Origin of the sequence: Pseudonocardia sp. P1 (assembly GCF_000178675.2) — a bacterium.
Lineage (GTDB): Bacteria > Actinomycetota > Actinomycetes > Mycobacteriales > Pseudonocardiaceae > Pseudonocardia.
The window spans coordinates 2,056,415-2,076,549 of record NZ_ADUJ02000001.1 but is presented as its reverse complement, the minus strand read 5'-3'; the positions used below and the strand labels follow the sequence as shown (position 1 = coordinate 2,076,549).

The following is a 20,135-nucleotide window of genomic DNA, read 5'->3' as shown; positions in this document are numbered from 1 at the left end:
TCCGGATCAGGCGAGCGTGACGGACCCGTCGGCGACGGTGACCGGCCGCTGCTGCAGCGGCTGCTGGGCCGGGCCCTTCTGGACGCTGCCGTCGAGGCCGAACCGGCTGTCGTGGCACGGGCACACGATCTGGCCGTCGGTGACGGTGGAGACCGCGCAGCCCTGGTGCGGGCAGATCGCGGAGAGGCCGGTGAACTGCCCCGGCTGCGGCTGGGTGACGACGACCTGCTCGTCGGAGTAGATCTTCCCGCTCCCGACCGGCACCTCGGACGACGGCCCGAGGGTGGTGCCGGGGGCGCCCTGCGGGGCGTCGCCCGCCTCCTGCTGCCCGCCGTCGTCGTCGGTGGTGGTCGTGCCGCCACCGCAGGCGGCGACCGCGCCGATCGCGGCGACGCCGGCTCCGGCGAACACGACGCGACGGCCGACCTCCGGGCCGCGCGACGGCGGCGGGGCGTCCGAGGTGGGGATGCGGTCGGGGAGGGTCATGGTGCTCCTCGGGCAGGGGCCGGACCGGGTCCGGCGCGTGTGGTGGTGCGGCAGGCGCGGAGTTCGGGGTCCGTGCCTCCCGGCGCCGCCGGGCGCTCCCGGACGGCTGCGACCAGCGTCCCACGATGTCCGTTTCGGGGCCGCCCGGCGGGCGTGGACCGACGCTCACCGGACCGGGGGAGTGGCGGCGGACGGGCGAGCGGTCTCGCTACCGTGGACCCATGCCGTACACGATGCGCCAACCCTCGCTCGGTGTGCCCGCGCCGAGCCTGGAGATCGCGCTGGGCCTGCTGGCCTGGACGGTCGGTGCGGGCGGTCTCGCGAGCGGGTTCGGCACCGTGCTCGTCGCACTCGGGGTGTTCCTGGCCGCGTACCTGTGGTTCGTCCGGCGCCGGAACTCCGCGCTGGCGGTGACGCTGCACCCGGAGCGCAAGCGGCGGATGCAGCGGCTGATCGTCGTCGGCGTCGCCGGGATCGTGCTGCTGCCGTCGATCCTCGCCCTGGTCGGCTACGGGGAGCTCGCGACGGCGTTGTCCGCCGCGCTGGTCGGGGTGCTGCTGATCCAGGCGTCGTCGGTGCTGGAGGAGCGCAGCCTGGTCGCGACCGGTGGGCTGGTCCTGCTGATCGCGGCGTTCGGTGCGTTCCTGGCGCTGACCTACGAGGGGCAGGGGACGGGCTCGTCCCAGGCGGTGATCGGGCTTGGCGCCGGGATCGTGCTGTGGGTGGCCGCGCTGCGCCGGCTGGGGATCCTCACGGACCTGTCCCGCCGCTACAACGTGCGCCTGCCCGGGGTCCGCTGAGCGCGGCTGGCACACTGGTGGGTGCCATGTCCAGCCTCCCGCTCGTCTTCGACGCACCCCGCCGCGGCACGCCGCCCCGCCACCTCGCCGACGTCGACCCGGCCGACCGCGCCGCCGTCGCGGCGGAGCTCGGCCTGCCGAAGTTCCGGCTCGACCAGCTCGCCCGGCACTACTTCGGGCGGCTCACCGCCGACGTCGAGGAGATGTCGGACCTGGGCGCCGACGCGCGGCAGCGCCTGGCCGCCCTGCTCCCGCCGCTCGTCACGCCGCTCACCGAGAAGGCGTGCGACGACGGCGCGACCCGCAAGACCCTCTGGCGCGGGCACGACGGTGTCCTCGCCGAGTCGGTCCTGATGCGCTACCCGGACCGGGCGACGGTCTGCATCTCCAGCCAGGCCGGCTGCGGGATGGCCTGCCCGTTCTGCGCCACCGGCCAGGGCGGGCTGCAGCGCAACCTGTCGACGGGTGAGATCGTCGACCAGGTGCGCCGCGCCGCCGCGGCGGCCCGGGACGGCGCGCTGGACGAGCCGGCCCGGCTCTCGAACGTCGTCTTCATGGGGATGGGCGAGCCGCTGGCGAACTACAAGCGGGTCGTCGCCGCGGTCCGCCGGATCACCTCGCCCGCGCCCGACGGCTTCGGCATCTCCGCGCGGGGCGTCACCGTGTCCACCGTCGGGCTGGTGCCGGCGATCGACCGGCTGCGCGAGGAGGGCGTCCCGGTGACGCTCGCGATCTCCCTGCACTGCCCGGACGACGAGCTGCGCGACACCCTCGTCCCGGTCAACAACCGCTGGAAGGTGTCCGAGGTCCTCGACGCCGGCCGCCGCTACGCCACGACGACCGGACGCCGGGTGTCGATCGAGTACGCGCTGATCCGCGACGTGAACGACCAGCCGTGGCGGGCCGACATGCTCGGGAAGGTGCTGCGGCAGCACATCGGCACGTCCCGGGTGCACGTCAACCTGATCCCGCTGAACCCGACCCCGGGCAGCGAGTGGGACGCCTCGCCGAAGCCCGTCGAGGAGGAGTTCGTGCGCCGGGTGCGCGCCACCGGCGTCGCGTGCACGGTCCGGGACACCCGCGGCCAGGAGATCGACGCCGCCTGCGGCCAGCTGGCCGCGTCGCACCCCGGCTGACCCGTTCCCACCGGCCCGGCCGGGGCGCGGTGGGAACGGTGCGCCGCGCTCAGAGCCGGTCGCCGGACTCCGGGTGGAACAGGTGCAGACCCTCGGACGACGGCGTCAGCGTCACCCGGTCCCCGCGGCGGGCACCCGAGCGTCCCCCGGTCCGGACGACGACGGTGCCCTCGCTCGGCCCGGTCAGCGACGCCGTGTCCGACAGGTCCCCGGAGGACTCGGCGAGCACCCCGTAGAGGAACGCGTCCGAGCCGAGCTCCTCGACGACGTCGACCCGGGCCGGGATGCCCTCGTGGCCGTTGGACGACACCGTCCACTGCTCGGGCCGGATCCCGACGGTGACCCGGGTGAGCTGCTGGGCGCCGATGGTGGAGCGGACGTCCTGCGGCAGCGCGACCTCGTGGCCCGCCAGCGTCACGCCGCGCTCGGTCACCGGCACGGTGAACAGGTTCATGGCGGGGGAGCCGATGAACCCGGCGACGAACGCGTTCTGCGGCCGGTCGTACAGGTCGGCCGGGGTGGCGAACTGCTGGAGCTTGCCGTCGGCGAGCAGCGCGACCCGGTCGCCCATCGTCATGGCCTCGACCTGGTCGTGGGTGACGTAGACGGTGGTGACGCCGAGGCGCCGCTGCAGCGAGGCGATCTCGGTACGGGTCGAGACCCGCATCTTGGCGTCGAGGTTCGACAGCGGCTCGTCCATGAGGAACACGCGCGGCTCCCGGACGATCGCCCGGCCCATCGCGACCCGCTGGCGCTGACCACCGGACAGCGCCTTGGGCCTGCGGTCGAGGTAGTCGGTCAGCCCGAGGATCTCGGCGGCCTCCTTGACCTTCTGCGCACGGGCCGACTTCTCCACCCCGGCCATCTTCAGCGGGAACGCCATGTTCTCGCCGACCGACTTGTTCGGGTAGAGCGCGTAGTTCTGGAAGACCATCGCGATGTCGCGGTCGCGCGAGGGCACGCCGACCATGTTCTCGCCGTCGATGCGGATGGAGCCGCCGTCGATGTCCTCGAGTCCGGCGAGCATGCGCAGCGCCGTCGACTTCCCGGAACCCGACGGCCCGACCAGGACGACGAACTCGCCGTCCTCGATGGTCAGGTCCAGCCGGTCGACCGCGGGCTTGGAACCCGGGGTGTAGATCCGGCTCGCCTGGTCGAACACGACGTCAGCCACGGCGGGCCTCCTTCTCGATGGTGATCACGTGCCGGCGGCTCATGCGGCGGCTCACTTGACGGCGCCGAAGGACAGGCCCTGGACCAGCTTGTTCTGGGCGATCCAGCCGGCGATGACGACGGGCAGCGCCGCCACGGTCGCGGCGGCACAGAGGCTGGCGAAGTACAGGCCCTCGGAGGTGATGAACCCGACCAGGTAGACCGGCACGGTCGCCGCCCGCGACGCGGTGAGGTTCACCGCGAAGAAGAACTCGTTCCAGGCGAAGATCATGCAGATCAGCGCGGTCGCCGCCATGCCGGGGGAGATGATCGGCAGGACGACCTCGCGCAGCGAGCGCCACAGCGAGGCGCCGTCCATGCTCGCCGCCTCCAGGAGCTCCTTCGGGACCTCCAGGAAGAACGACCGCATCATCCAGACCGCGATCGGCAGGTTCATCGCGGTGTAGAGCACGATCAGGGTCCAGATGTTGTCGAGCGCGCCCATGTAGTTCACGACGACGTAGATCGGCACGATCGCGGCGACGACCGGCAGCATCTTCGTCGAGATGAAGAAGAACAGGACGTCCTGTGTCTTCTTCACCGGGCGCAGCGACAGCGCGAACGCGGCCGGGGTGCCGAGCACGAGGACCAGCAGCGTGGACACGACGGTCGCGAACACGGAGTTCAGCAGGTACGGGCCGACCCCGCCGGAGAAGACCTCGGCGAAGTTGTCCAGCGTCGGGGCGAAGAAGACCGTCGGCGGGACCGTGTAGGCCTGCGCCTCGGTCTTGAACGCGGTCATGACCATCCACAGCACCGGGAAGAAGAACCCGATGCCGACGATCCAGGCCAGCACCGTCAGCAGCGCACCGGTGCCCCGGCCCTTCCCCGGGCGGGCCGGGCTCGTCGGCGGTGCCGAGGTGGTCTTGTCGGCGACGGCGGTCATCACGCCTCCTCGGCGGCGGAGAAGCTGCGGAAGATCAGGCGCAGGGCCAGGGTGGCGATGATGATCGTCGCGACCACGGTGACCACGCCCATCGCGGCGGACTCGCCGATGTCGAAGCCCAGGAACGCCCGCTGGTAGATGTAGAAGGGCAGGTTCGCCGACGCCGTGCCGGGCCCGCCCTGGGTCATCATGTAGATCGTGTCGAACGTGTTGACCAGGTAGATCGCCCCGAGCACCACGCCCAGCTCGATGAAGCGGCGCAGGTGCGGCAGCGTCACCTCGCGGAACACGGCGAAGCCGGTGGCGCCGTCCATCCGGGCGGCCTCCAGGACCTCCGGCGGCTGCGAGCCGAGCCCGGCGAGGATCAGCAGCATCATGAACGGCGTCCACTGCCAGACCAGCGCGATGATCACCGCGGTCCGCGGGAACGTCGACACCCAGTCCGTCTGGCCGGCGCCGAACGGGCCGAGCACGAAGTTGACCAGGCCGTAGGTCGGGTCGAACAGCACCGTCTTCCAGAGCAGCGCGCCGGCCACCGGGGTGATGAGGAACGGCGTGATGATCAGGGTCCGGACGATGCCGCGGCCGACGAACGCCCGGTTCAGCAGCAGCGCGATCGCCAGGCCCAGGATCATCGCGATCGCGACCGAGCCGAGCGTCAGGAGCACCGAGTTCAGCGCGACGCCCCGGAACTGCGAGTCGGTGAACACCGTCCCGTAGTTCTCCAGCCCGACGAAGCGCTGACTGCCGGGGCGGACCAGGTTCCAGGACTGCAGCGAGTACCAGATGGTGATCAGGAACGGCAGCTGCGTGACGATGATCGTGAAGATCAGCGCGGGCAGCAGCGGCGCCCGGCGGATCCAGCCGTCCTTGCGCGACCCCGGCCCGGAGGCCGGTCGCGTCCGCGTCTCCTCGACGCGTTCGGCCGTGGCGGTCACTGGTCCTCCCCGGACTGCTGGTAGCCCTCACCGACGGTCTGGGCGTACTGCTGGGCCTGCTCGAGGGCCTCGTCGGTGCTCTGCTGCCCTGCGACGGCCGCCGAGATCTGCTGGCTGACCCGGGTGCCGAGGTCCTGGAACTCGGGGATCCCGACGAACTGCAGCCCGGTGTAGGGGACCGGGTCCCGGGTGGGACGGTCCTGGTTCGCGGCGTTGATCGCCGCCCGGGTCTGCGGGCCGTACGCCTTCGACGACTCGACGTACTCCGGGATCTCGTAGGTGGACTGGCGGGCACCGGGCGGGACCGAGGTCCAGCCGAGCTCCTCGCCGACCATCCGCTGGTAGGGCTTCGAGGTCATCCAGGACAGGAAGCGCCAGGTCGCGTCGACCTGCTCGGGGCCCTTGTCGGCGGTGGTCTTCGGGATCGCCAGCGCCCAGGAGTAGAGCCAGCTGGACGGCAGTCCGCCCGGGCCGGTGGGGGCCGGGGCGTACCCGACCTTCCCGACGACGTTGGACTCCTCCGGGTTCTCCAGCAGGCCGGCGGCGACCGTGGCGTCGAACCACATCGCGGTGTTGCCCTGGCTGAACTGGTTGCCGCACTCGGAGAAGCCGGACCCGGCGGCGCCGGCCTGCCCGTCCCGGCGGACCAGGTCGACGTAGAAGTTGGCGGCCTCGCGGACCTCGGGGGAGTTCAGCTGGGCGTTCCACTGCGGGTCGTACCAGCGACCACCCCAGGAGTTGATCATCGCGTCGAGCGGGGCCATGACCTCGCCCCAGCCGGGCTTGCCGCGCAGACAGATCCCGCCGCGGCCCTGCGAGCGGTCGGTCAGCCGGTCGGCGAACCCCGCGACCTGCTCCCAGGTCGGCTTCGCCGGCATCGTCAGCCCGGCCTGCTCGAAGAGGTCCTTGCGATACATCAGGAACGCCGACTCGCCGTAGAACGGGACCGAGTACATGTGGCCGTCCGGACCGGACAGGGCGTTGCGGATGCTCGGGGTGAAGTCCTCGCGGTCGTAGCCCGGCGTCTGCGCCATCAGCGGGTCGAGGTCGGTCAGCCAGCCGTTGCGGGCCCACTGCGGGGTCTCGTAGTTCGAGATCATCACCGCGTCGAACTCGTCGCCGCCGGTCGCGACCGATGCGGTGATCTTCGCGCGCGCCTCGTTCTCCGACAGGCTGACGAACCGGAGCTTGATGTCCGGGTTCTCCGCCTCGAAGCGCGGGCTGAGCTCGATCGCGTCCTCCATCTGCGGGTTGGACACGATCGCGATCGTCACGATCCGGGCGCCCTCGGGCAGACCCAGCGTCCCCGCTCCCGCGCAGCCGGACAGGACCAGCGCGACCACGGCGAGCACCGAGGTGAGGACGGCGGAGCGGCGGCGGCGCGAACGCGGTCCGCCCGGCCCTCCGGTCGCGGTGTGCGCCGGCGGACCCGGAACGGCGGGTGGGCCGCCGGGTCCCGATCGGTGCAGCCGTCTGTTCACGAGCACCCCTCGTCGTCGAGAATGGCCTGATCGGTGTGATCTGACGCACGCCCGACCGGTGGATGCGTGTACGATATGCGCGGCGTAACCGCTTGCGCAACCGCTTGCCTGTACTCTGTGCTCGTTCCGTGACAGGGAGGTGCACGATCGCGACCATGGCCGAGGTCGCCCGGCTCGCCGGGGTGTCCACCGCGACCGTCTCCCATGTGCTCAACGGCACCCGGCCGGTGCGCGAGCACACCCGCCGTCAGGTGCTCGCCGCCATGGCCGAGGTCAGCTACTCGCCCAACGCGGCAGCCCGCTCGCTCGCGACCGCCCGCACCCGCACCGTGGCGCTCGCCCTGTCCGCGATCTCCAACCCGTACCTCGGCGAGCTGCTGCACGGCGTCGAGGACGAGGCGGCCGCCGCCGGGTACACGCTGCTGCTCACCGACCCGCACGACGACCCCGGCACGGAGGCGACGGCCGTCGCCCGCCTGCGCAGCCGTGTCGACGGGCTGCTGCTCGCGCCGTCGGCGGACTCGTCGGGGACGCTGGAGGCACTGTCCGAACAGGAGGTGCCGGTCGTCCTGGTCGACCGGATGCTCGGTGGCGGCTACGACGAGGTCGGCGCCGAGAACGTCGAGCCGGTGGCCGGGCTGGTCCATCACCTGGCCGCGGCCGGGCACACCCGGATCGGGTTCGTCGCCGGTCAGGCCGGTCTCGCGACGACCGTCGAGCGGCTCGAGGGCTACCGGCTGGGACTGCGCCGCGCCGGGCTCGACTACGGGCTCGTCCTGGAAGGACACTCGGAGGCCGAGCCGGCCCGCAGCGCCGTCCGCTCGCTCCTGTCGGCCCCCGACCGGCCCGGCGCGCTGATCACCGGTAACAACGCCATGACCATCGGTGCGGTCCAGGCCGCGCACGACGTCGGCCTGGCAGTCCCCGGGGACATCGCCCTGGCCGCGTTCGACGACTTTCCCTGGGCCGACGCGTTCAGCCCGCGCCTCACCGTCGTCGCGCAGCCGTTCGCCGAGATCGGCCGGGAGGCGGTGCGGCTGTTGCTGCGGCGCATGGCCGACGCGGACGCCGAGCCGCGGTCGGTGCGGCTCCCCACGACCTTCGTGCACCGGGACTCCTGCGGCTGCCGTTGATGATCAAGACGCGGTGCCGGACGCTACCGCGCCGGCGCCGATCGGTCCTCCCGGAGCGTCCTGCGGCTCAGCCGCGGCCCGCGAGGACCTCGGCCAGGTCGAACCCGACCGGCCGGTCCAGCTGTTCGTAGGTGCACGACTCCGGGGCGCGGTCCGGGCGCCACCGCACGAACTGGGTGGTGTGCCGGAACCGGGCGCCCTCCATGTAGTCGTAGCGCACCTCCACGACCCGCTCCGGGCGCAGCGGCACGAACGAGAGGTCCTTGCCGGCGTTCCAGCGGCTCGTCTCGGACTTGCGCGGGGTGCGCTCGCCCTCGAGCTGCTTCGCCCAGGCCCACGGGTGCTCGTCGAAGCCGGTGACCAGCGGCTGGAGCTCGGTCATCAGCTCCCGTCTGCGTGCCATCGGGAACGCGCCGACGACACCGACCGACACCAGCACCCCGCGCTCGTCGTGCAGACCGAGCAGCAGCGACCCGACGGCGTCCGGCCCGGACTTGTGGACCCGGTACCCGGCGACGACGCAGTCCGCGGTCCGTTCGTGCTTGATCTTGGTCATGACGCGCTTGTCCGGCTGGTAGGTCCCCGCCGGGTCCTTCGCGATCAGGCCGTCGAGCCCGGCGCCCTCGAACCGGTCGAACCAGCGCCGGGCGGTGCCGGTGTCGTCGGTGACGGGGGTGAGGTGCACCGGCGGGGCGGCGTCGGCGAGCGCGGACTCCAGCAGGTCGCGACGCTCGGCGAACGGCAGCCCGGTCAGGTCGTCGGCGCCGAGCGCGAGCAGGTCGAACGCCACGAACGACGCGGGCGTCTCGGTCGACAGGAGCGTCACCCGGCTCGCGGCGGGATGGATCCGCTGCTGGAGCGCCTCGAAGTCGAGGCGGTTGTTCGCCGGGTCCGCGACGACGATCTCGCCGTCGATCACCGCGCGGTCCGGGAAGTTCGCCCGCACCGCCTCGACGACCTCGGGGAAGTAGCGCGTCATCGGCCGCTCGTTGCGGGAGCCGATCTCGACGTCGTCGCCGTCCCGGAAGACGATCGAGCGGAAGCCGTCCCACTTGGGCTCGTACAGCCGGCCGTCGGGGATCGACGACGCGGGCTTGGCGAGCATCGGCTTCACCGGGGGCATCACGGGCAGGTCCACGGCGGGGAGTCTCCTCTCGGGCGGCGGTGCGGGCATCCCGGCTCGCCCGTCGGGGGGATGGACCTGCCGGCCGCCCGGAACTGATCGCCCGCCGGGATACTGGCCGGGTGGGACGCCTGCCGAGCCGCGACGAGCTCGACCGTGCCCGGGACCGGACGATCCCGGACGTGCTCCCCGGCCCCGGTGACCCGCCGCTGCGGGTGCTGTTCTGCGGGATCAACCCGGGCCTGGTCTCCGCGGCGACCGGGCACCACTTCGCCCGCCCGGGGAACCGGTTCTGGCCGGTGCTGCACGGGTCCGGGTTCACGCCGCGGCTGCTGACGCCCGCCGAGCAGGGCGAGCTGGCCGGGCTCGGGCTGGGCATCACCAACATGGCGCCGCGCGCGACCGCGCGGGCCGACGAGCTGACCGACGACGAGCTGGTCGCCGGTGGCGAGCACCTGCGCACCCTGGTCGGCGCCCGCGCGCCGCGCTGGCTCGCGGTCGTCGGGATCGGCGCCTACCGGACCGCGTTCGGCCGGCGCGACGCCGCGGTGGGGGAGCAGGACGACCGCCTCGGCGCCCCGCGGGTCTGGGTGCTGCCGAACCCGTCCGGGCTCAACGCGCACTGGTCGCGGGCCGGGATGGTCGCCGAGTTCGCCCGGCTCCGCGCCGTGTCGGGCGGCTGATCAGTCCTGCGGGCCGGGCGGGGTGGTCGTGCGCAGGAACAGGCCGAGCGCGACGCCGACGGCGAGGAACACCACGACCCACCACCACGAGCCGCCCAGCGTCCAGATCGCGCAGCCGACGACGAGCCCGCCGCCGACGCCGTAGCCGACCCGGTTGAGCTGCCGCTTGCGGAACTCGTCCTCCACGTCCGGCATCCTGCCAGGCCCCGGTCGTCCGGAGCCGGACCGTCTCCGCCGAGATGCGGCTCAGCGCGAGTTCCCGATCACCGGGCGACGCTGGTCCGCATCTCGGCGGAGGGGGCCGGGGCTCACGCGTCGTCGAGGTCGGGGAGGTCCGGGGGAGGGGCGCCGTCGCGGGCGTCGCGGTCTGCCCACTCCAGCAGCGGGTCGATGGCGAAGACGGCCTCGTCGATGCCGGCGTGCAGGTCGCCCAGCTCGGCGTACCGGGCGGGCATCGTGGCGATCGTGAAGTCGCCGGGCTCGCAGGCGTCGATCTCGTCCCAGCGGACCGGGGCCGACACCCGCGCGTCGGGCGTGCCGCGCACCGAGTAGGCGCAGGCGATCGTGTGGTCGCGGGCGTTCTGGTTGTAGTCGACGAAGATCGCCGACGGGTCCCGGTCCTTCCGCCACCAGGACAGGTCGACCCGGTCGCAGCGCCGGCCGACCTCGCGGGCGAACGCGTGCGCCGCCCGGCGGACGTCGGCGAACCCGTGGTCCGGCGGGATCCGGACGTAGACGTGCAGCCCCGACCCGCCGGACGTCTTCGGGAAACCGGTGGCGCCGAGCTCGTCGAGCACCTCGTGCACGACCCCGGCGACCCGCCGCACGTCGCCCCAGCTCGCGGAGGGCATCGGGTCGAGGTCGATCCGCCACTCGTCGGGGGACTCGACGTCGGCCGCGCGGGAGTTCCACGGGTGGAACTCGACGGTGGACATCTGCACCGCCCACACGACGTCGGCGAGGTGGCCCACGCACAGCTCGTCGGCGGTGCGGTTGAAGCGCGGAAAGTGCACGCGCACCGTGCGGACCCAGTCCGGGGCACCGCGCGGCAGCCGCTTCTGGTGCACCTTCTCCCCGGTGACGCCGGTGGGGAACCGGTGCAGCATGCAGGGCCGGTCGCGGAGCGCGCGGACGATGCCGTCGCCCACGGACTCGTAGTACGCGGCCAGGTCCCGCTTGGTCTCGCCCCGGGCCGGGAAGTAGACGCGGTCCGGGCTGGACAGCCGCACGACGCGGTCGCCGATCGTCAGCTCGACCGGCTCACCCGCGCTGGCGGCCACGTACTGCTCAGTGCCGCCAGCTGCGCCGCTTGTAGATCGGGTACACGACGGCGCCGACCAGGCAGAACACGGCCGGGATCGCCATGTAGAGGATCTCGGTCCAGCTGGCCGGGTGGCCGATCAGGAACAGCAGCAGGACGACGCCCGTGAGGCCCGCGGCGATCGGGAGGCCCTTCGTGAAGTTCTGGTGCCATCCCCAGTCGACCGACGGCTCCGCCTCGGGGTCGACGCCCGACCTGATCGCGACCTCGCGTGTGTTGCTCGCCACGGTGGTTCCTCCCGCTCCGCTCACTGCGGGGCCATCGTCGCACAGCACGCGGGGCGAGGATGATGGACGGTGATGAAGTCACTCGTCGTGTTGGGCAGTACCGGGTCGATCGGCACCCAGGCCCTCGATGTGATCGCGAAGGCCGGCGGGTTCGCCGTCACCGGGCTGGCCGCCGGCGGGTCGGACGTGTCCGCGCTGGCCGCCCAGGCGCGGGAGCACCGGGTGCCGCGGGTCGCCGTGTCGTCTCCGGCCGCGGCGGAGGCACTGCGGGAGCAGCTCCCGGGCGTCGAGGTGCTCGACGGGCCGGACGCCGCGACCGAGCTCGTCGCCGCCGCGGGCGCCGACATCGTGCTCAACGGCATCACCGGGTCCCGCGGGCTCCGGCCGACGCTGGCCGCGCTGGAGTCGGGAGCCCGGCTGGCGCTGGCGAACAAGGAGTCGCTGGTCGCGGGCGGGCCGTTGGTGCTCGCCGCCGCCGGGCCCGGGCAGATCGTGCCGGTCGACTCCGAGCACTCCGCGCTGGCCCAGTGCCTGCGCGGCGGCCGGGCGTCGGAGGTCGACCGGCTCGTGCTGACCGCGTCCGGCGGGCCGTTCCGCGGCCGCGACCGGGCCTCGCTGGCCGACGTGACCCTCGACCAGGCGCTCAAGCACCCCACCTGGGACATGGGCCCGGTCATCACGATCAACTCGGCGACACTGGTGAACAAGGGACTCGAGGTGATCGAGGCGCACCTGCTGTTCGGTACCCCGTACGACCGGATCGACGTCACCGTGCACCCGCAGTCGATCGTGCACTCGATGGTCACCTTCGCCGACGGCTCCACGATCGCCCAGGCGTCGCCGCCGGACATGCGGCTGCCGATCGCGCTCGCGCTGGGGTGGCCGGACCGGCTGCCCGGCGCGTCCACCGCCTGTGACTTCGCCGAGGCGCAGACCTGGACCTTCGAGCCCCTCGACGACGACGCGTTCCCCGGCGTCCGGCTCGCCCGCGCCGCCGGTCTCGCCGGCGGCTGCGTGCCCGCCGTGCTCAACGCGGCCAACGAGGAGCTCGTGGCGGCGTTCGTGCAGGGCAGGATCGGCTACCTGGGCGTGACCGACCTGCTGGGCGAGGTGCTGGAGGCGGCCGACGCCTGGACGGGTGACCCCGCTACCGTGGCGGACGTGCTGGCGGCCGAGGAGTGGGCCCGCGCCCACGCGCGGGAGAAGGCGGCGTCGTGACCGTGCTCTGGACGATCGTCGGTATCGCGATCTTCTTCTTCGGGCTGCTCCTGTCGATCGCCTGGCACGAGCTGGGCCACTTCACGACGGCCCGCTGGTTCGGGATCAAGGTCCCCGAGTTCATGGTCGGGTTCGGCCGGACGATCTGGTCGGTGAAGAGGGGCGAGACCGAGTACGGGATCAAGGCCATCCCGCTCGGCGGCTACGTCCGCATGATCGGGATGCTGCCGCCGGCCCCCGGGTCCGGGCGGCTCGGCCGCAGCCGGCGCACCGGGCCGTTCCAGGGCCTGATGGACGACGCCCGGCGGCAGTCGCAGATGGACGTGCTGCCGCAGGACGAGGACCGGCAGTTCTGGACCCGCGCGCCGTGGAAGCGGATCGTCGTCATGTTCGCCGGGCCGTTCATGAACCTGATCCTGGCGGTGGTGCTGTTCTTCGTGACGCTGATGGGTGTCGGGGTGCTCACCCCGAACACCCAGATCGCGGCGCTCGAGGAGTGCGTGCTGCCGGTGACGGCGGTGCAGAACGGCGCTCCGGACCGGTGCCCCGCCGGGGCACCGCAGGCCCCGGCGCTGGCCGCCGGGGTGAATCCCGACGACCGCATCCTGTCGGTGAACGGCCTGACATTCGGGCCGGACGACGGCGACCAGCTGCAGGACGCGATCCGGGCCGCCTCCGGCCCGACCTCGATCGTCGTCGAGCGGGCGGGGCAGCAGATCCCGCTCCAGGTCGACGTCATCCCGAACACGCTGCCCGACCGCGACTCGGCCGACCCGAACGCCACCGTCAGTGCCGGGTACCTGGGCGTCCTGCTCGACACGAACTACCAGCCGATGACCGCCGGGGAGACGGTCGCGCGGATCGGCGACGGCATCGCCCGGACCGCCGAGGCGATCACCCAGATCCCGGCACGGGTACCGGCGGTGTTCGGTGCCGCCTTCCTCGGCGAGGAGCGTGACCAGGACAGCCCGATGGGCGTGGTCGGCGTGTCCCGGATCGGCGGCGAGATCCTCGCCCAGGAGGACGCGCCCTGGCAGCAGGACGTGGGCCTGTTCCTCAACATGCTCGCCGCGGTGAACATGTCGTTGTTCCTGCTCAACCTGCTGCCGATCCCGCCGCTGGACGGTGGCCAGATCGTCCCGGCGATCTGGGAGTCGATCAAGCGGAACACCGCGCGGCTCCTCGGCAGACCCGATCCGGGGCCCGTCGACGCGGCGAAGCTCCTGCCGTTCGCCTACGTCTTCGTGCTGGTCTTCATCGGCTTCTCGCTGATGGTGGCCGTGGCCGACATCGTCAACCCGGTGCGGATCTTCGGGTGACCCAGGGGGACGACCACCGCCCGCTCGCGGTCTTCGACATCGACGGCGTCCTCGCCGACGTCTCGCACCGGCTGCACTTCCTCGACGTGCACCGCTGGGAGAAGTTCTTCGCCGCCGCGCACGCCGACCCGCTGCTCGACGAGGGCGCGGAGCGGCTGCGGGAGGCACAGAAGGAGTTCGACGTCGTCTACCTGACCGGGCGCCCGGAGCGGAACCGGCGGCTCACCGAGCGCTGGCTCGCCGGGTGCGGCCTGCCGACGGGCCCGTTGTTCATGCGCGCCGACGACGACCTGCGGCCCGCCCGCTACGTCAAGCGCGAGGTGCTGCGCCTGCTCGCCGAGGAGCGGGAGGTCGCGATGATGCTCGACGACGACCCGGCGGTGGTGCGGCTGCTGGCCGACGACGGCTGGCCGATCGAGCTGGCCACCTGGCTGCCCCACTCGTCGACGCTGCAGGACGCGCAGGAGAACCAGGGCCGCACCTGAGTCACACCGGACTCACCCGGTGCGCTCGCCGGCGAGCCGCCGGCCCGTGTCGGTGAGCTGCCACCCGGACGCGGGCCCCGCCTGCGCGACGAGGCCGCGTTCCGCGAGCCGCCGCACCACGTCCTCGGTGCCCGCCCGCACGGATCCACCGCGCGCGGTCAGGCGGACCTCGTCCGCGGCGGCGTACATCCCGGCCAGCTCGTCCAGGGTCTCCGGGCCCATCCGCAGGATGTCGAGTGTCTCGCGTTCGAGGTCGTCCACCCCGGCCTCCCGGTGCCGTCGTCGGGTCGTCCGCCCGGACGATGGTCGTCGCGCGGGCCCTTCGCAACACCCGGATGCGTGGTGGCGGTCCGGTGCGCGGAGTGCGTCGCCTCACCGGGGGCGGCAGGCTGCGACGGCCGATGGGATAGTGGGGGTCGTGAGCGTCTCCCTGGGTATGCCCTCCGCGCCCGCGCCGACCCTGGCCCCGCGCCGGAAGACCCGGCAGCTGCAGGTCGGGCCGGTCGGCGTCGGCTCCGACCACCCGATCTCCGTCCAGTCGATGACGACCACCCTGACCTCGGACGTCAACGCGACGTTGCAGCAGATCGCGGAGCTGACCGCGTCCGGCTGCGACATCGTCCGTGTCGCGTGCCCGTCCGCCGACGACGCCGAGGCCCTCCCGGCCATCGCGCAGAAGTCGCAGATCCCGGTGATCGCCGACATCCACTTCCAGCCGAAGTACGTGTTCGCCGCGATCGAGGCGGGCTGCGCCGCGGTCCGCGTGAACCCCGGCAACATCCGCAAGTTCGACGACCAGGTCAAGGAGATCGCGCACGCGGCGCGTGACCACGGCACGCCGATCCGGATCGGCGTCAACGCCGGCTCGCTGGACAAGCGGCTGATGGAGAAGCACGGCAAGGCCACGCCGGAGGCCCTCGCCGAGTCCGCGCTGTGGGAGGCGAGCCTGTTCGCCGAGCACGACTTCCACGACATCAAGATCTCGGTGAAGCACAACGACCCGGTCGTCATGGTCCGTGCCTACGAGCTGCTGGCCGAGCAGTGCGACTACCCGCTGCACCTCGGCGTCACCGAGGCCGGCCCGGCGTTCCAGGGCACCATCAAGTCCGCGGTCGCGTTCGGCGCGCTGCTGCGCCAGGGGATCGGCGACACGATCCGGGTGTCGCTGTCCGCGCCGCCGGTCGAGGAGATCAAGGTCGGCCAGCAGATCCTCGAGTCGCTGAACCTGCGCCCGCGCAAGCTGGAGATCGTGTCCTGCCCGTCCTGCGGGCGGGCCCAGGTCGACGTCTACACCCTCGCCGACGAGGTCACCGCCGGCCTGACCGGCATGGAGGTCCCGCTGCGGGTGGCCGTCATGGGCTGCGTCGTGAACGGTCCGGGCGAGGCCCGCGAGGCCGACCTCGGCGTCGCCTCCGGCAACGGCAAGGGCCAGATCTTCGTGAAGGGCGAGGTCATCAAGACCGTGCCGGAGCACAAGATCGTGGAGACCCTCATCGAGGAGGCCATGCGGATCGCCGAGGAGATGGGCGAGCCGGTCGACGGCGCCACGGGCGAGCCACAGGTGACGGTCGGCTGAACATGGCTCTGCGCCGGCGTCCCGTCCGCGTGGCATGATGACCGACGTGCTGAGGGTGGCCGGTGCACGGCTTCTCGACGATCGTCACCGCTCCGGGGTGCACGACGCCCTCGACGCCGATCCGGTCGCCTCGTGCATGGTCGCCGCCCGCGTCGAGGCCGTGGGCCTGGATCCGTGGCGGCTCGGCGGTGAGCTGTGGTCGTACGGCGGGCCGGCCGACGGGCTCTGCTTCTCCGGGGCCAACCTGGTCCCGCTGCGGGGCGAGCGTGCCGCGATCCGCGCCTTCGCCGACCGCGCGCGGCGTGGTGGGCGGGTCTGCTCGTCGCTGGTCGGCCGCGCCGAGCTGGTCATGCCGCTGTGGGACGAGCTCGCCCCCGGCTGGGGCCCGGCCCGCGAGATCCGCGCCGACCAGCCACTGATGGCGCTGCAGGGGCCGCCCGCGGTGGCGCCCGACCCGCACGTGCGCCCGGTGCGGATCGCCGAGCTGGACCGCTACCTGCCGGCGGCCGTCGCGATGTTCACCGAGGAGGTCGGCGTCGACCCCCGTGACGGCGACGGCGGCGCGGGGTACCGCGCCCGGGTCGCCGAGCTGATCACCTCGGGCCGGGCGTTCGCCCGGTTCCACGAGGGCGAGGTCGTGTTCAAGGCCGAGGTCGGTGCGCTGTCCCGGACGGTCGGGCAGATCCAGGGCGTCTGGGTGCACCCGGCCTGGCGCGGGCACGGCCTCGGGACGTCCGGCACCGCCTCGGTCGCGGTGGCGCTGTCCGCGATGGGCCGGTGCGCCAGCCTGTACGTCAACGCCTTCAACACCCCGGCCCGCGCCGCGTACCGGCGGGTGGGGTTCACCCAGGTCGCCCGGTTCGCGACGGTCCTGTTCTGAGCCGGCTGCCCCGGGGCTTCATCTCCACGTGATCTCCGGGTGGGCATACTGACCGACCGTGCGCTCCCTGCGGAACCGCCCCGTCGTCCTCGCTGCCGTGATCGCCGTCCTGGCGGCGGCCGGCGTCGTCGTGGCGCTGCTGCGTCCCTGGGAGGGGGCGGGCACGACGGCCGAGCGGTACGCCGAGGCGTGGGCGGCCGGCAACGCGCCCGTCGCGGGCGGGTACACGACCGACCCGGCAGCGGCCGGCCCGTACCTCGAGCGCGCCCGCACCGACCTGTCCGCGACCGCGATGACCGCGCGGGTCACCGGCACCCGCACCGAGGGGGAGCGGGCCACCTCGACGATCGAGGTGAACTGGGACCTCGGGCAGGGCCGGGCCTGGAACTACACCCTGGACCTGCCCCTCGTCGCCGCCCCGGAGACGGACGCGAACGACACCGGCTGGGCGGTCGACTGGTCCCCGGCGGCGTTCGCGCCGGACCTGGCCGACGGGCAGCACCCGGTCGCCCGCACCGTCACGGCCGATCCGGCTCCGGTGCTCGACGCGAGCGGCGCGACGCTGCTCGCGCCCACCCCGGTCGTCACGATCACCCTGGACAAGCGCAACGTCGCCCAGGCCGCGGGGCCGCTCGGCTCCGCGCTCGGCGGGGTCGACCCCGCGATCACCCGGCAGAGCATCACCGCCGGCGCGAACGGGACCCCGGAGGGGCAGGCGTACACGGTCGCCGTCCTGCGCCAGCCGGACTACCAGCGCGTCCGTGACCGGATCTACGAGCTCCCCGGGGTACGGTTCGCGCCGTCGACCCGGCTGCTGCCCCCGGACTCCGGGTTCGCGGGCCAGGTGATCCAGGGCGCCCGCGCCGAGATCGACAAGGCCGCGGGCGGGACGCCCGGCTGGTCGGTCGACGCCGTCGGTGCGGACGGGTCCACGGCCCGTTCGCTGACCGGCACCCCGCCGGGGCCCGGGCAGCCGGTGACCCTGGAGCTCGACCGCACCGTGCAGGACGCCGCGCAGGCCGCCGTCGACGGGCAGTCCCGGCAGGCGATGATCGTCGCGGTGCGGCCGTCGACCGGCGCGGTCCTGGCCGTCGCGCAGAACCCGGCGGCCGACCGGGACGGCGCCGTCGCCCTGACCGGCCGCTACCCCCCGGGCTCCACCTTCAAGATGATCACCGCGTACGGGGCGATGCCCGCGGAGAACCTCACCCCGCAGTCGCCGGTCGACTGCCCGGGAACCACCGTGATCGACGGCCGGACCATCCCGAACGAGGACACGTTCGCGCTCGGCACCGTCCCGCTGCAGCAGGCGTTCGCCCGCTCGTGCAACACCACCTTCACCCGGCTCGCCCTCGGGCTCCCGGCCGAGGGGCTGCCGAACGCGGGCAAGGCGCTCGGGTTCGGCGCGGACTGGAACATCCCCGGCATGACGACGATCACCGGCACCGTCGACGCGGCCACCGACGACCTGCAGCGGGCGTCCGACGGGATGGGCCAGGGCGACGTGCTGGCGTCGCCGTTCGGGATGGCGATGGTGTCGGCGACGATCGCGCACGGCGCCCCGGTGACACCGAGCCTGATCCGTGGCCTGCCCTCCGAGGCGACGGTCGCGCCGGGCACCCCCGACCGTGCGGTGCTCGACCAGCTGCGGCCGATGATGCGGGCGGTCGTCACCTCCGGCACGGCGACCGCGGTGAACGGGCAGGGCGAGGTGTTCGGCAAGACCGGCACCGCCGAGTACGCCGGGCCGGACGGCAGCAACCGCGCGCACGGCTGGTTCACCGGTTACCGCGGCGACCTGGCCTTCGCCACCCTCATCGTCGACGGCGGCTCGTCCGGCCCGGCGGTCCAGCTCTCCTCCCAGTTCCTGCAGAACGTCCCGCGGTGATCACGGATCGGGAAGCCCGGCGGTCACATGTGGCCGCCCCGCTTCCCGATCCGTGATCACGGCCTATCCTTGGTTCGTGTTCTCCCGTCGGGGTGCTGTCGTCGCCGATGTCGTTGCGGTCGTGGTGTTCGCCGCGATCGGGCGGACGAGCCATGCCGAGGCGGGCAGCGTCGTCGGGCTAGCCGGGACCGCGCTGCCGTTCCTGGCCGGGGCGGCGGTGGCGTGGGCGACGCCGTGGGTGCGGGCCGAGCCGGTCTCGTTCCGTGCGGGACTGGTGGTGGTGGCGCTCACCGCGGGTGTGGGGTGCCTGCTGCGCTGGGCGTTCCTGGGCCGGCTGCCGCTGTCCTTCGCGATCGTGACGATGGTCGCGCTCGCCGTGCTGCTGCTGGGCTGGCGGGGGGTCTCGGCGGCCGTCGTCCGGGTGCGGGCGGCGCGGGAGACGTCACGCGGCTGAGGACACGCTCCGAGGCCTACCATGGAGGACATGGCCACCCGCACGTTGCTCGTCCCCGGCACGCAGACCCCGATCCGCGAGGTGCCGAAGCACATCCCGCGGCCCGAGTACGTCGGCAAGCCGGCCCCGGCGCGCAGCCGCAACGGTGACGTCCAGACGCCCGAGACGATCGAGCTCATGCGGCACGCCGGGAAGGTCGCCGCGCAGGCGCTCGCGCTGGCCGGCGAGACGGTCCGGCCCGGGATCACCACCGACGAGATCGACCGCGTGGTCCACGAGTTCCTGCTCGACCACGACGCCTACCCCTCGACGCTGGGCTACCGCGGTTTCCCGAAGTCCTGCTGCACCAGCCTCAACGAGGTCATCTGCCACGGGATCCCGGACAGCACGGTGATCGACGACGGCGACATCCTCAACGTCGACGTCACCGCCTTCGTGAACGGTGTGCACGGCGACACCAACGCCACGTTCCTCGCCGGTGACGTCGCCGAGGAGCCGCGGCTGCTCGTCGAGCGCACCCGAGAGGCGACGATGCGGTCGATCAAGGCCGTCCGCCCGGGGCGGGAGCTCAACGTCGTCGGACGGGTGATCGAGTCCTACGCGAAGCGCTTCGGCTACGGCGTCGTCCGCGACTTCACCGGCCACGGCATCGCCCACGAGTTCCACTCGGGCCTGGTCGTGCTGCACTACGACCAGCCCGACGTGCACACCGAACTCGTGCCGGGGATGACCTTCACGATCGAGCCGATGATCACCCTCGGCGGCATCGACCACGACACCTGGGACGACGACTGGACCGTCGTCACCAAGGACAAGTCCTGGGTCGCCCAGTTTGAGCACACCATCGTCGTCACCGACGACGGCGCGGAGATCCTGACGCTGCCCTGAC

22 protein-coding genes are annotated in these 20,135 nt (G+C 72.9%); 12 read left to right on the top strand and 10 right to left on the bottom strand.

What is annotated here, in order from left to right; genetic code table 11:
• Positions 1-6: 6 nt before the first annotated feature.
• A complete protein-coding gene (locus PP1_RS09120; protein ID WP_010239909.1) occupies positions 7-486 on the bottom strand; it encodes a Rieske (2Fe-2S) protein in 480 nt (159 codons plus the stop codon).
• A gap of 221 nt (positions 487-707) precedes the next feature.
• Here PP1_RS09120 and PP1_RS09115 point away from each other — a divergent pair, with 221 nt between their 5' ends.
• Entirely contained in the window at positions 708-1,286 is a 579-nt protein-coding gene (locus PP1_RS09115) for a hypothetical protein (protein ID WP_010239906.1), read from the top strand.
• A 26-nt stretch (positions 1,287-1,312) separates the two neighbouring features.
• Positions 1,313-2,422: a 23S rRNA (adenine(2503)-C(2))-methyltransferase RlmN gene (gene rlmN / locus PP1_RS09110; RefSeq protein ID WP_010239904.1), complete on the top strand. Its 1,110-nt coding sequence runs from the start codon at positions 1,313-1,315 to the stop codon at positions 2,420-2,422.
• A gap of 49 nt (positions 2,423-2,471) precedes the next feature.
• Here rlmN and PP1_RS09105 read toward each other — a convergent pair whose 3' ends face one another.
• Genes PP1_RS09105 through PP1_RS09090 form a run of 4 tightly spaced genes read right to left on the bottom strand, consistent with a single transcriptional unit; the run spans position 2,472 to position 6,810 of the window.
• Complete coding sequence (locus PP1_RS09105) at positions 2,472-3,596, bottom strand: ABC transporter ATP-binding protein (RefSeq protein ID WP_010239902.1); 1,125 nt, start codon at positions 3,594-3,596, stop codon at positions 2,472-2,474.
• A gap of 51 nt (positions 3,597-3,647) precedes the next feature.
• A complete protein-coding gene (locus PP1_RS09100) occupies positions 3,648-4,520 on the bottom strand; it encodes a carbohydrate ABC transporter permease (protein ID WP_033200371.1) in 873 nt (290 codons plus the stop codon).
• Positions 4,520-5,458 carry a carbohydrate ABC transporter permease gene (locus PP1_RS09095; RefSeq protein WP_010239898.1) on the bottom strand — a complete coding sequence of 313 codons (939 nt, stop codon included), beginning with the start codon at positions 5,456-5,458 and terminating at the stop codon, positions 4,520-4,522. The genes PP1_RS09100 and PP1_RS09095 overlap by 1 nt, the downstream gene beginning before the upstream one ends.
• Positions 5,455-6,810, bottom strand: coding sequence for an ABC transporter substrate-binding protein (locus tag PP1_RS09090; protein ID WP_029239865.1), 1,356 nt, complete (start codon positions 6,808-6,810; stop codon positions 5,455-5,457). Before PP1_RS09090 ends, PP1_RS09095 begins: the two co-directional genes overlap by 4 nt.
• A gap of 284 nt (positions 6,811-7,094) precedes the next feature.
• Between PP1_RS09090 and PP1_RS09085 the strand changes: the two genes are divergently transcribed.
• Positions 7,095-8,072: a LacI family DNA-binding transcriptional regulator gene (locus PP1_RS09085; RefSeq protein ID WP_010239893.1), complete on the top strand. Its 978-nt coding sequence runs from the start codon at positions 7,095-7,097 to the stop codon at positions 8,070-8,072.
• Between the two features lie 67 nt (positions 8,073-8,139).
• Here PP1_RS09085 and PP1_RS09080 read toward each other — a convergent pair whose 3' ends face one another.
• Positions 8,140-9,210 carry an ATP-dependent DNA ligase gene (locus PP1_RS09080; RefSeq protein WP_010239891.1) on the bottom strand — a complete coding sequence of 357 codons (1,071 nt, stop codon included), beginning with the start codon at positions 9,208-9,210 and terminating at the stop codon, positions 8,140-8,142.
• Positions 9,211-9,317: 107 nt separating this feature from the next.
• On the opposite strand from PP1_RS09080, the gene mug reads away from it, so the two are divergent.
• Positions 9,318-9,878, top strand: a complete 561-nt coding sequence (gene mug / locus PP1_RS09075; RefSeq protein ID WP_010239889.1) for a G/U mismatch-specific DNA glycosylase — start codon at positions 9,318-9,320, stop codon at positions 9,876-9,878.
• Here the strand turns inward: mug and PP1_RS09070 are convergent, their stop codons facing one another.
• The 3 genes from PP1_RS09070 to PP1_RS09060 all read right to left on the bottom strand — a co-directional run bounded on the left by PP1_RS09070 (position 9,879) and on the right by PP1_RS09060 (position 11,426).
• On the bottom strand, positions 9,879-10,064 hold the full coding sequence (locus tag PP1_RS09070; RefSeq protein ID WP_010239887.1) for a hypothetical protein: 186 nt from the start codon (positions 10,062-10,064) through the stop codon (positions 9,879-9,881). It abuts the gene before it with no gap.
• 122 nt (positions 10,065-10,186) lie between these two features.
• Positions 10,187-11,158: a non-homologous end-joining DNA ligase gene (ligD, locus tag PP1_RS09065; RefSeq protein ID WP_010239885.1), complete on the bottom strand. Its 972-nt coding sequence runs from the start codon at positions 11,156-11,158 to the stop codon at positions 10,187-10,189.
• A 7-nt stretch (positions 11,159-11,165) separates the two neighbouring features.
• The gene (locus tag PP1_RS09060; protein ID WP_010239883.1) at positions 11,166-11,426 is read right to left on the bottom strand and encodes a DUF2631 domain-containing protein; all 261 of its coding nucleotides are present in this window, start codon (positions 11,424-11,426) and stop codon (positions 11,166-11,168) included.
• A gap of 72 nt (positions 11,427-11,498) precedes the next feature.
• Between PP1_RS09060 and dxr the strand changes: the two genes are divergently transcribed.
• The 3 genes from dxr to PP1_RS09045 are packed head-to-tail and all read left to right on the top strand — an operon-like array spanning position 11,499 to position 14,448.
• Complete coding sequence (gene dxr, locus PP1_RS09055; protein ID WP_010239881.1) at positions 11,499-12,644, top strand: 1-deoxy-D-xylulose-5-phosphate reductoisomerase; 1,146 nt, start codon at positions 11,499-11,501, stop codon at positions 12,642-12,644.
• A complete protein-coding gene (locus tag PP1_RS09050; RefSeq protein WP_029239861.1) occupies positions 12,641-13,963 on the top strand; it encodes a M50 family metallopeptidase in 1,323 nt (440 codons plus the stop codon). The genes dxr and PP1_RS09050 overlap by 4 nt, the downstream gene beginning before the upstream one ends.
• Complete coding sequence (locus PP1_RS09045; RefSeq protein WP_010239877.1) at positions 13,960-14,448, top strand: phosphatase domain-containing protein; 489 nt, start codon at positions 13,960-13,962, stop codon at positions 14,446-14,448. The genes PP1_RS09050 and PP1_RS09045 overlap by 4 nt, the downstream gene beginning before the upstream one ends.
• Before the next feature lie 12 nt (positions 14,449-14,460).
• Here the strand turns inward: PP1_RS09045 and PP1_RS09040 are convergent, their stop codons facing one another.
• Positions 14,461-14,709, bottom strand: coding sequence for a hypothetical protein (locus tag PP1_RS09040; protein ID WP_010239875.1), 249 nt, complete (start codon positions 14,707-14,709; stop codon positions 14,461-14,463).
• Between the two features lie 157 nt (positions 14,710-14,866).
• Between PP1_RS09040 and ispG the strand changes: the two genes are divergently transcribed.
• From ispG to map, 5 genes are all read left to right on the top strand, one after another.
• Positions 14,867-16,024 carry a flavodoxin-dependent (E)-4-hydroxy-3-methylbut-2-enyl-diphosphate synthase gene (ispG, locus tag PP1_RS09035; protein WP_010239873.1) on the top strand — a complete coding sequence of 386 codons (1,158 nt, stop codon included), beginning with the start codon at positions 14,867-14,869 and terminating at the stop codon, positions 16,022-16,024.
• 46 nt (positions 16,025-16,070) lie between these two features.
• The gene (locus PP1_RS09030; protein ID WP_029239860.1) at positions 16,071-16,904 is read left to right on the top strand and encodes a GNAT family N-acetyltransferase; all 834 of its coding nucleotides are present in this window, start codon (positions 16,071-16,073) and stop codon (positions 16,902-16,904) included.
• A 58-nt stretch (positions 16,905-16,962) separates the two neighbouring features.
• Positions 16,963-18,792 carry a penicillin-binding transpeptidase domain-containing protein gene (locus PP1_RS09025; protein WP_010239868.1) on the top strand — a complete coding sequence of 610 codons (1,830 nt, stop codon included), beginning with the start codon at positions 16,963-16,965 and terminating at the stop codon, positions 18,790-18,792.
• Between the two features lie 76 nt (positions 18,793-18,868).
• Positions 18,869-19,246 (top strand): DUF3054 domain-containing protein, encoded by a 378-nt coding sequence (locus tag PP1_RS09020; protein WP_033200370.1) that lies wholly within the window; start codon positions 18,869-18,871, stop codon positions 19,244-19,246.
• Positions 19,247-19,276: 30 nt separating this feature from the next.
• Positions 19,277-20,134: a type I methionyl aminopeptidase gene (gene map, locus PP1_RS09015; RefSeq protein WP_010239864.1), complete on the top strand. Its 858-nt coding sequence runs from the start codon at positions 19,277-19,279 to the stop codon at positions 20,132-20,134.
• Position 20,135: the final 1 nt, after the last annotated feature.

What these genes read in the sequence shown, in the direction of transcription:
- PP1_RS09120 (WP_010239909.1), bottom strand. Translation starts at nt 486, where the DNA reads ATGACCCTCCCCGACCGCATCCCCACCTCGGACGCCCCGCCGCCGTCG.
- PP1_RS09115 (WP_010239906.1), top strand. Translation starts at nt 708, where the DNA reads ATGCCGTACACGATGCGCCAACCCTCGCTCGGTGTGCCCGCGCCGAGC.
- rlmN (WP_010239904.1), top strand. Translation starts at nt 1,313, where the DNA reads ATGTCCAGCCTCCCGCTCGTCTTCGACGCACCCCGCCGCGGCACGCCG.
- PP1_RS09100 (WP_033200371.1), bottom strand. Translation starts at nt 4,520, where the DNA reads ATGACCGCCGTCGCCGACAAGACCACCTCGGCACCGCCGACGAGCCCG.
- PP1_RS09085 (WP_010239893.1), top strand. Translation starts at nt 7,095, where the DNA reads ATGGCCGAGGTCGCCCGGCTCGCCGGGGTGTCCACCGCGACCGTCTCC.
- dxr (WP_010239881.1), top strand. Translation starts at nt 11,499, where the DNA reads ATGAAGTCACTCGTCGTGTTGGGCAGTACCGGGTCGATCGGCACCCAG.
- map (WP_010239864.1), top strand. Translation starts at nt 19,277, where the DNA reads ATGGCCACCCGCACGTTGCTCGTCCCCGGCACGCAGACCCCGATCCGC.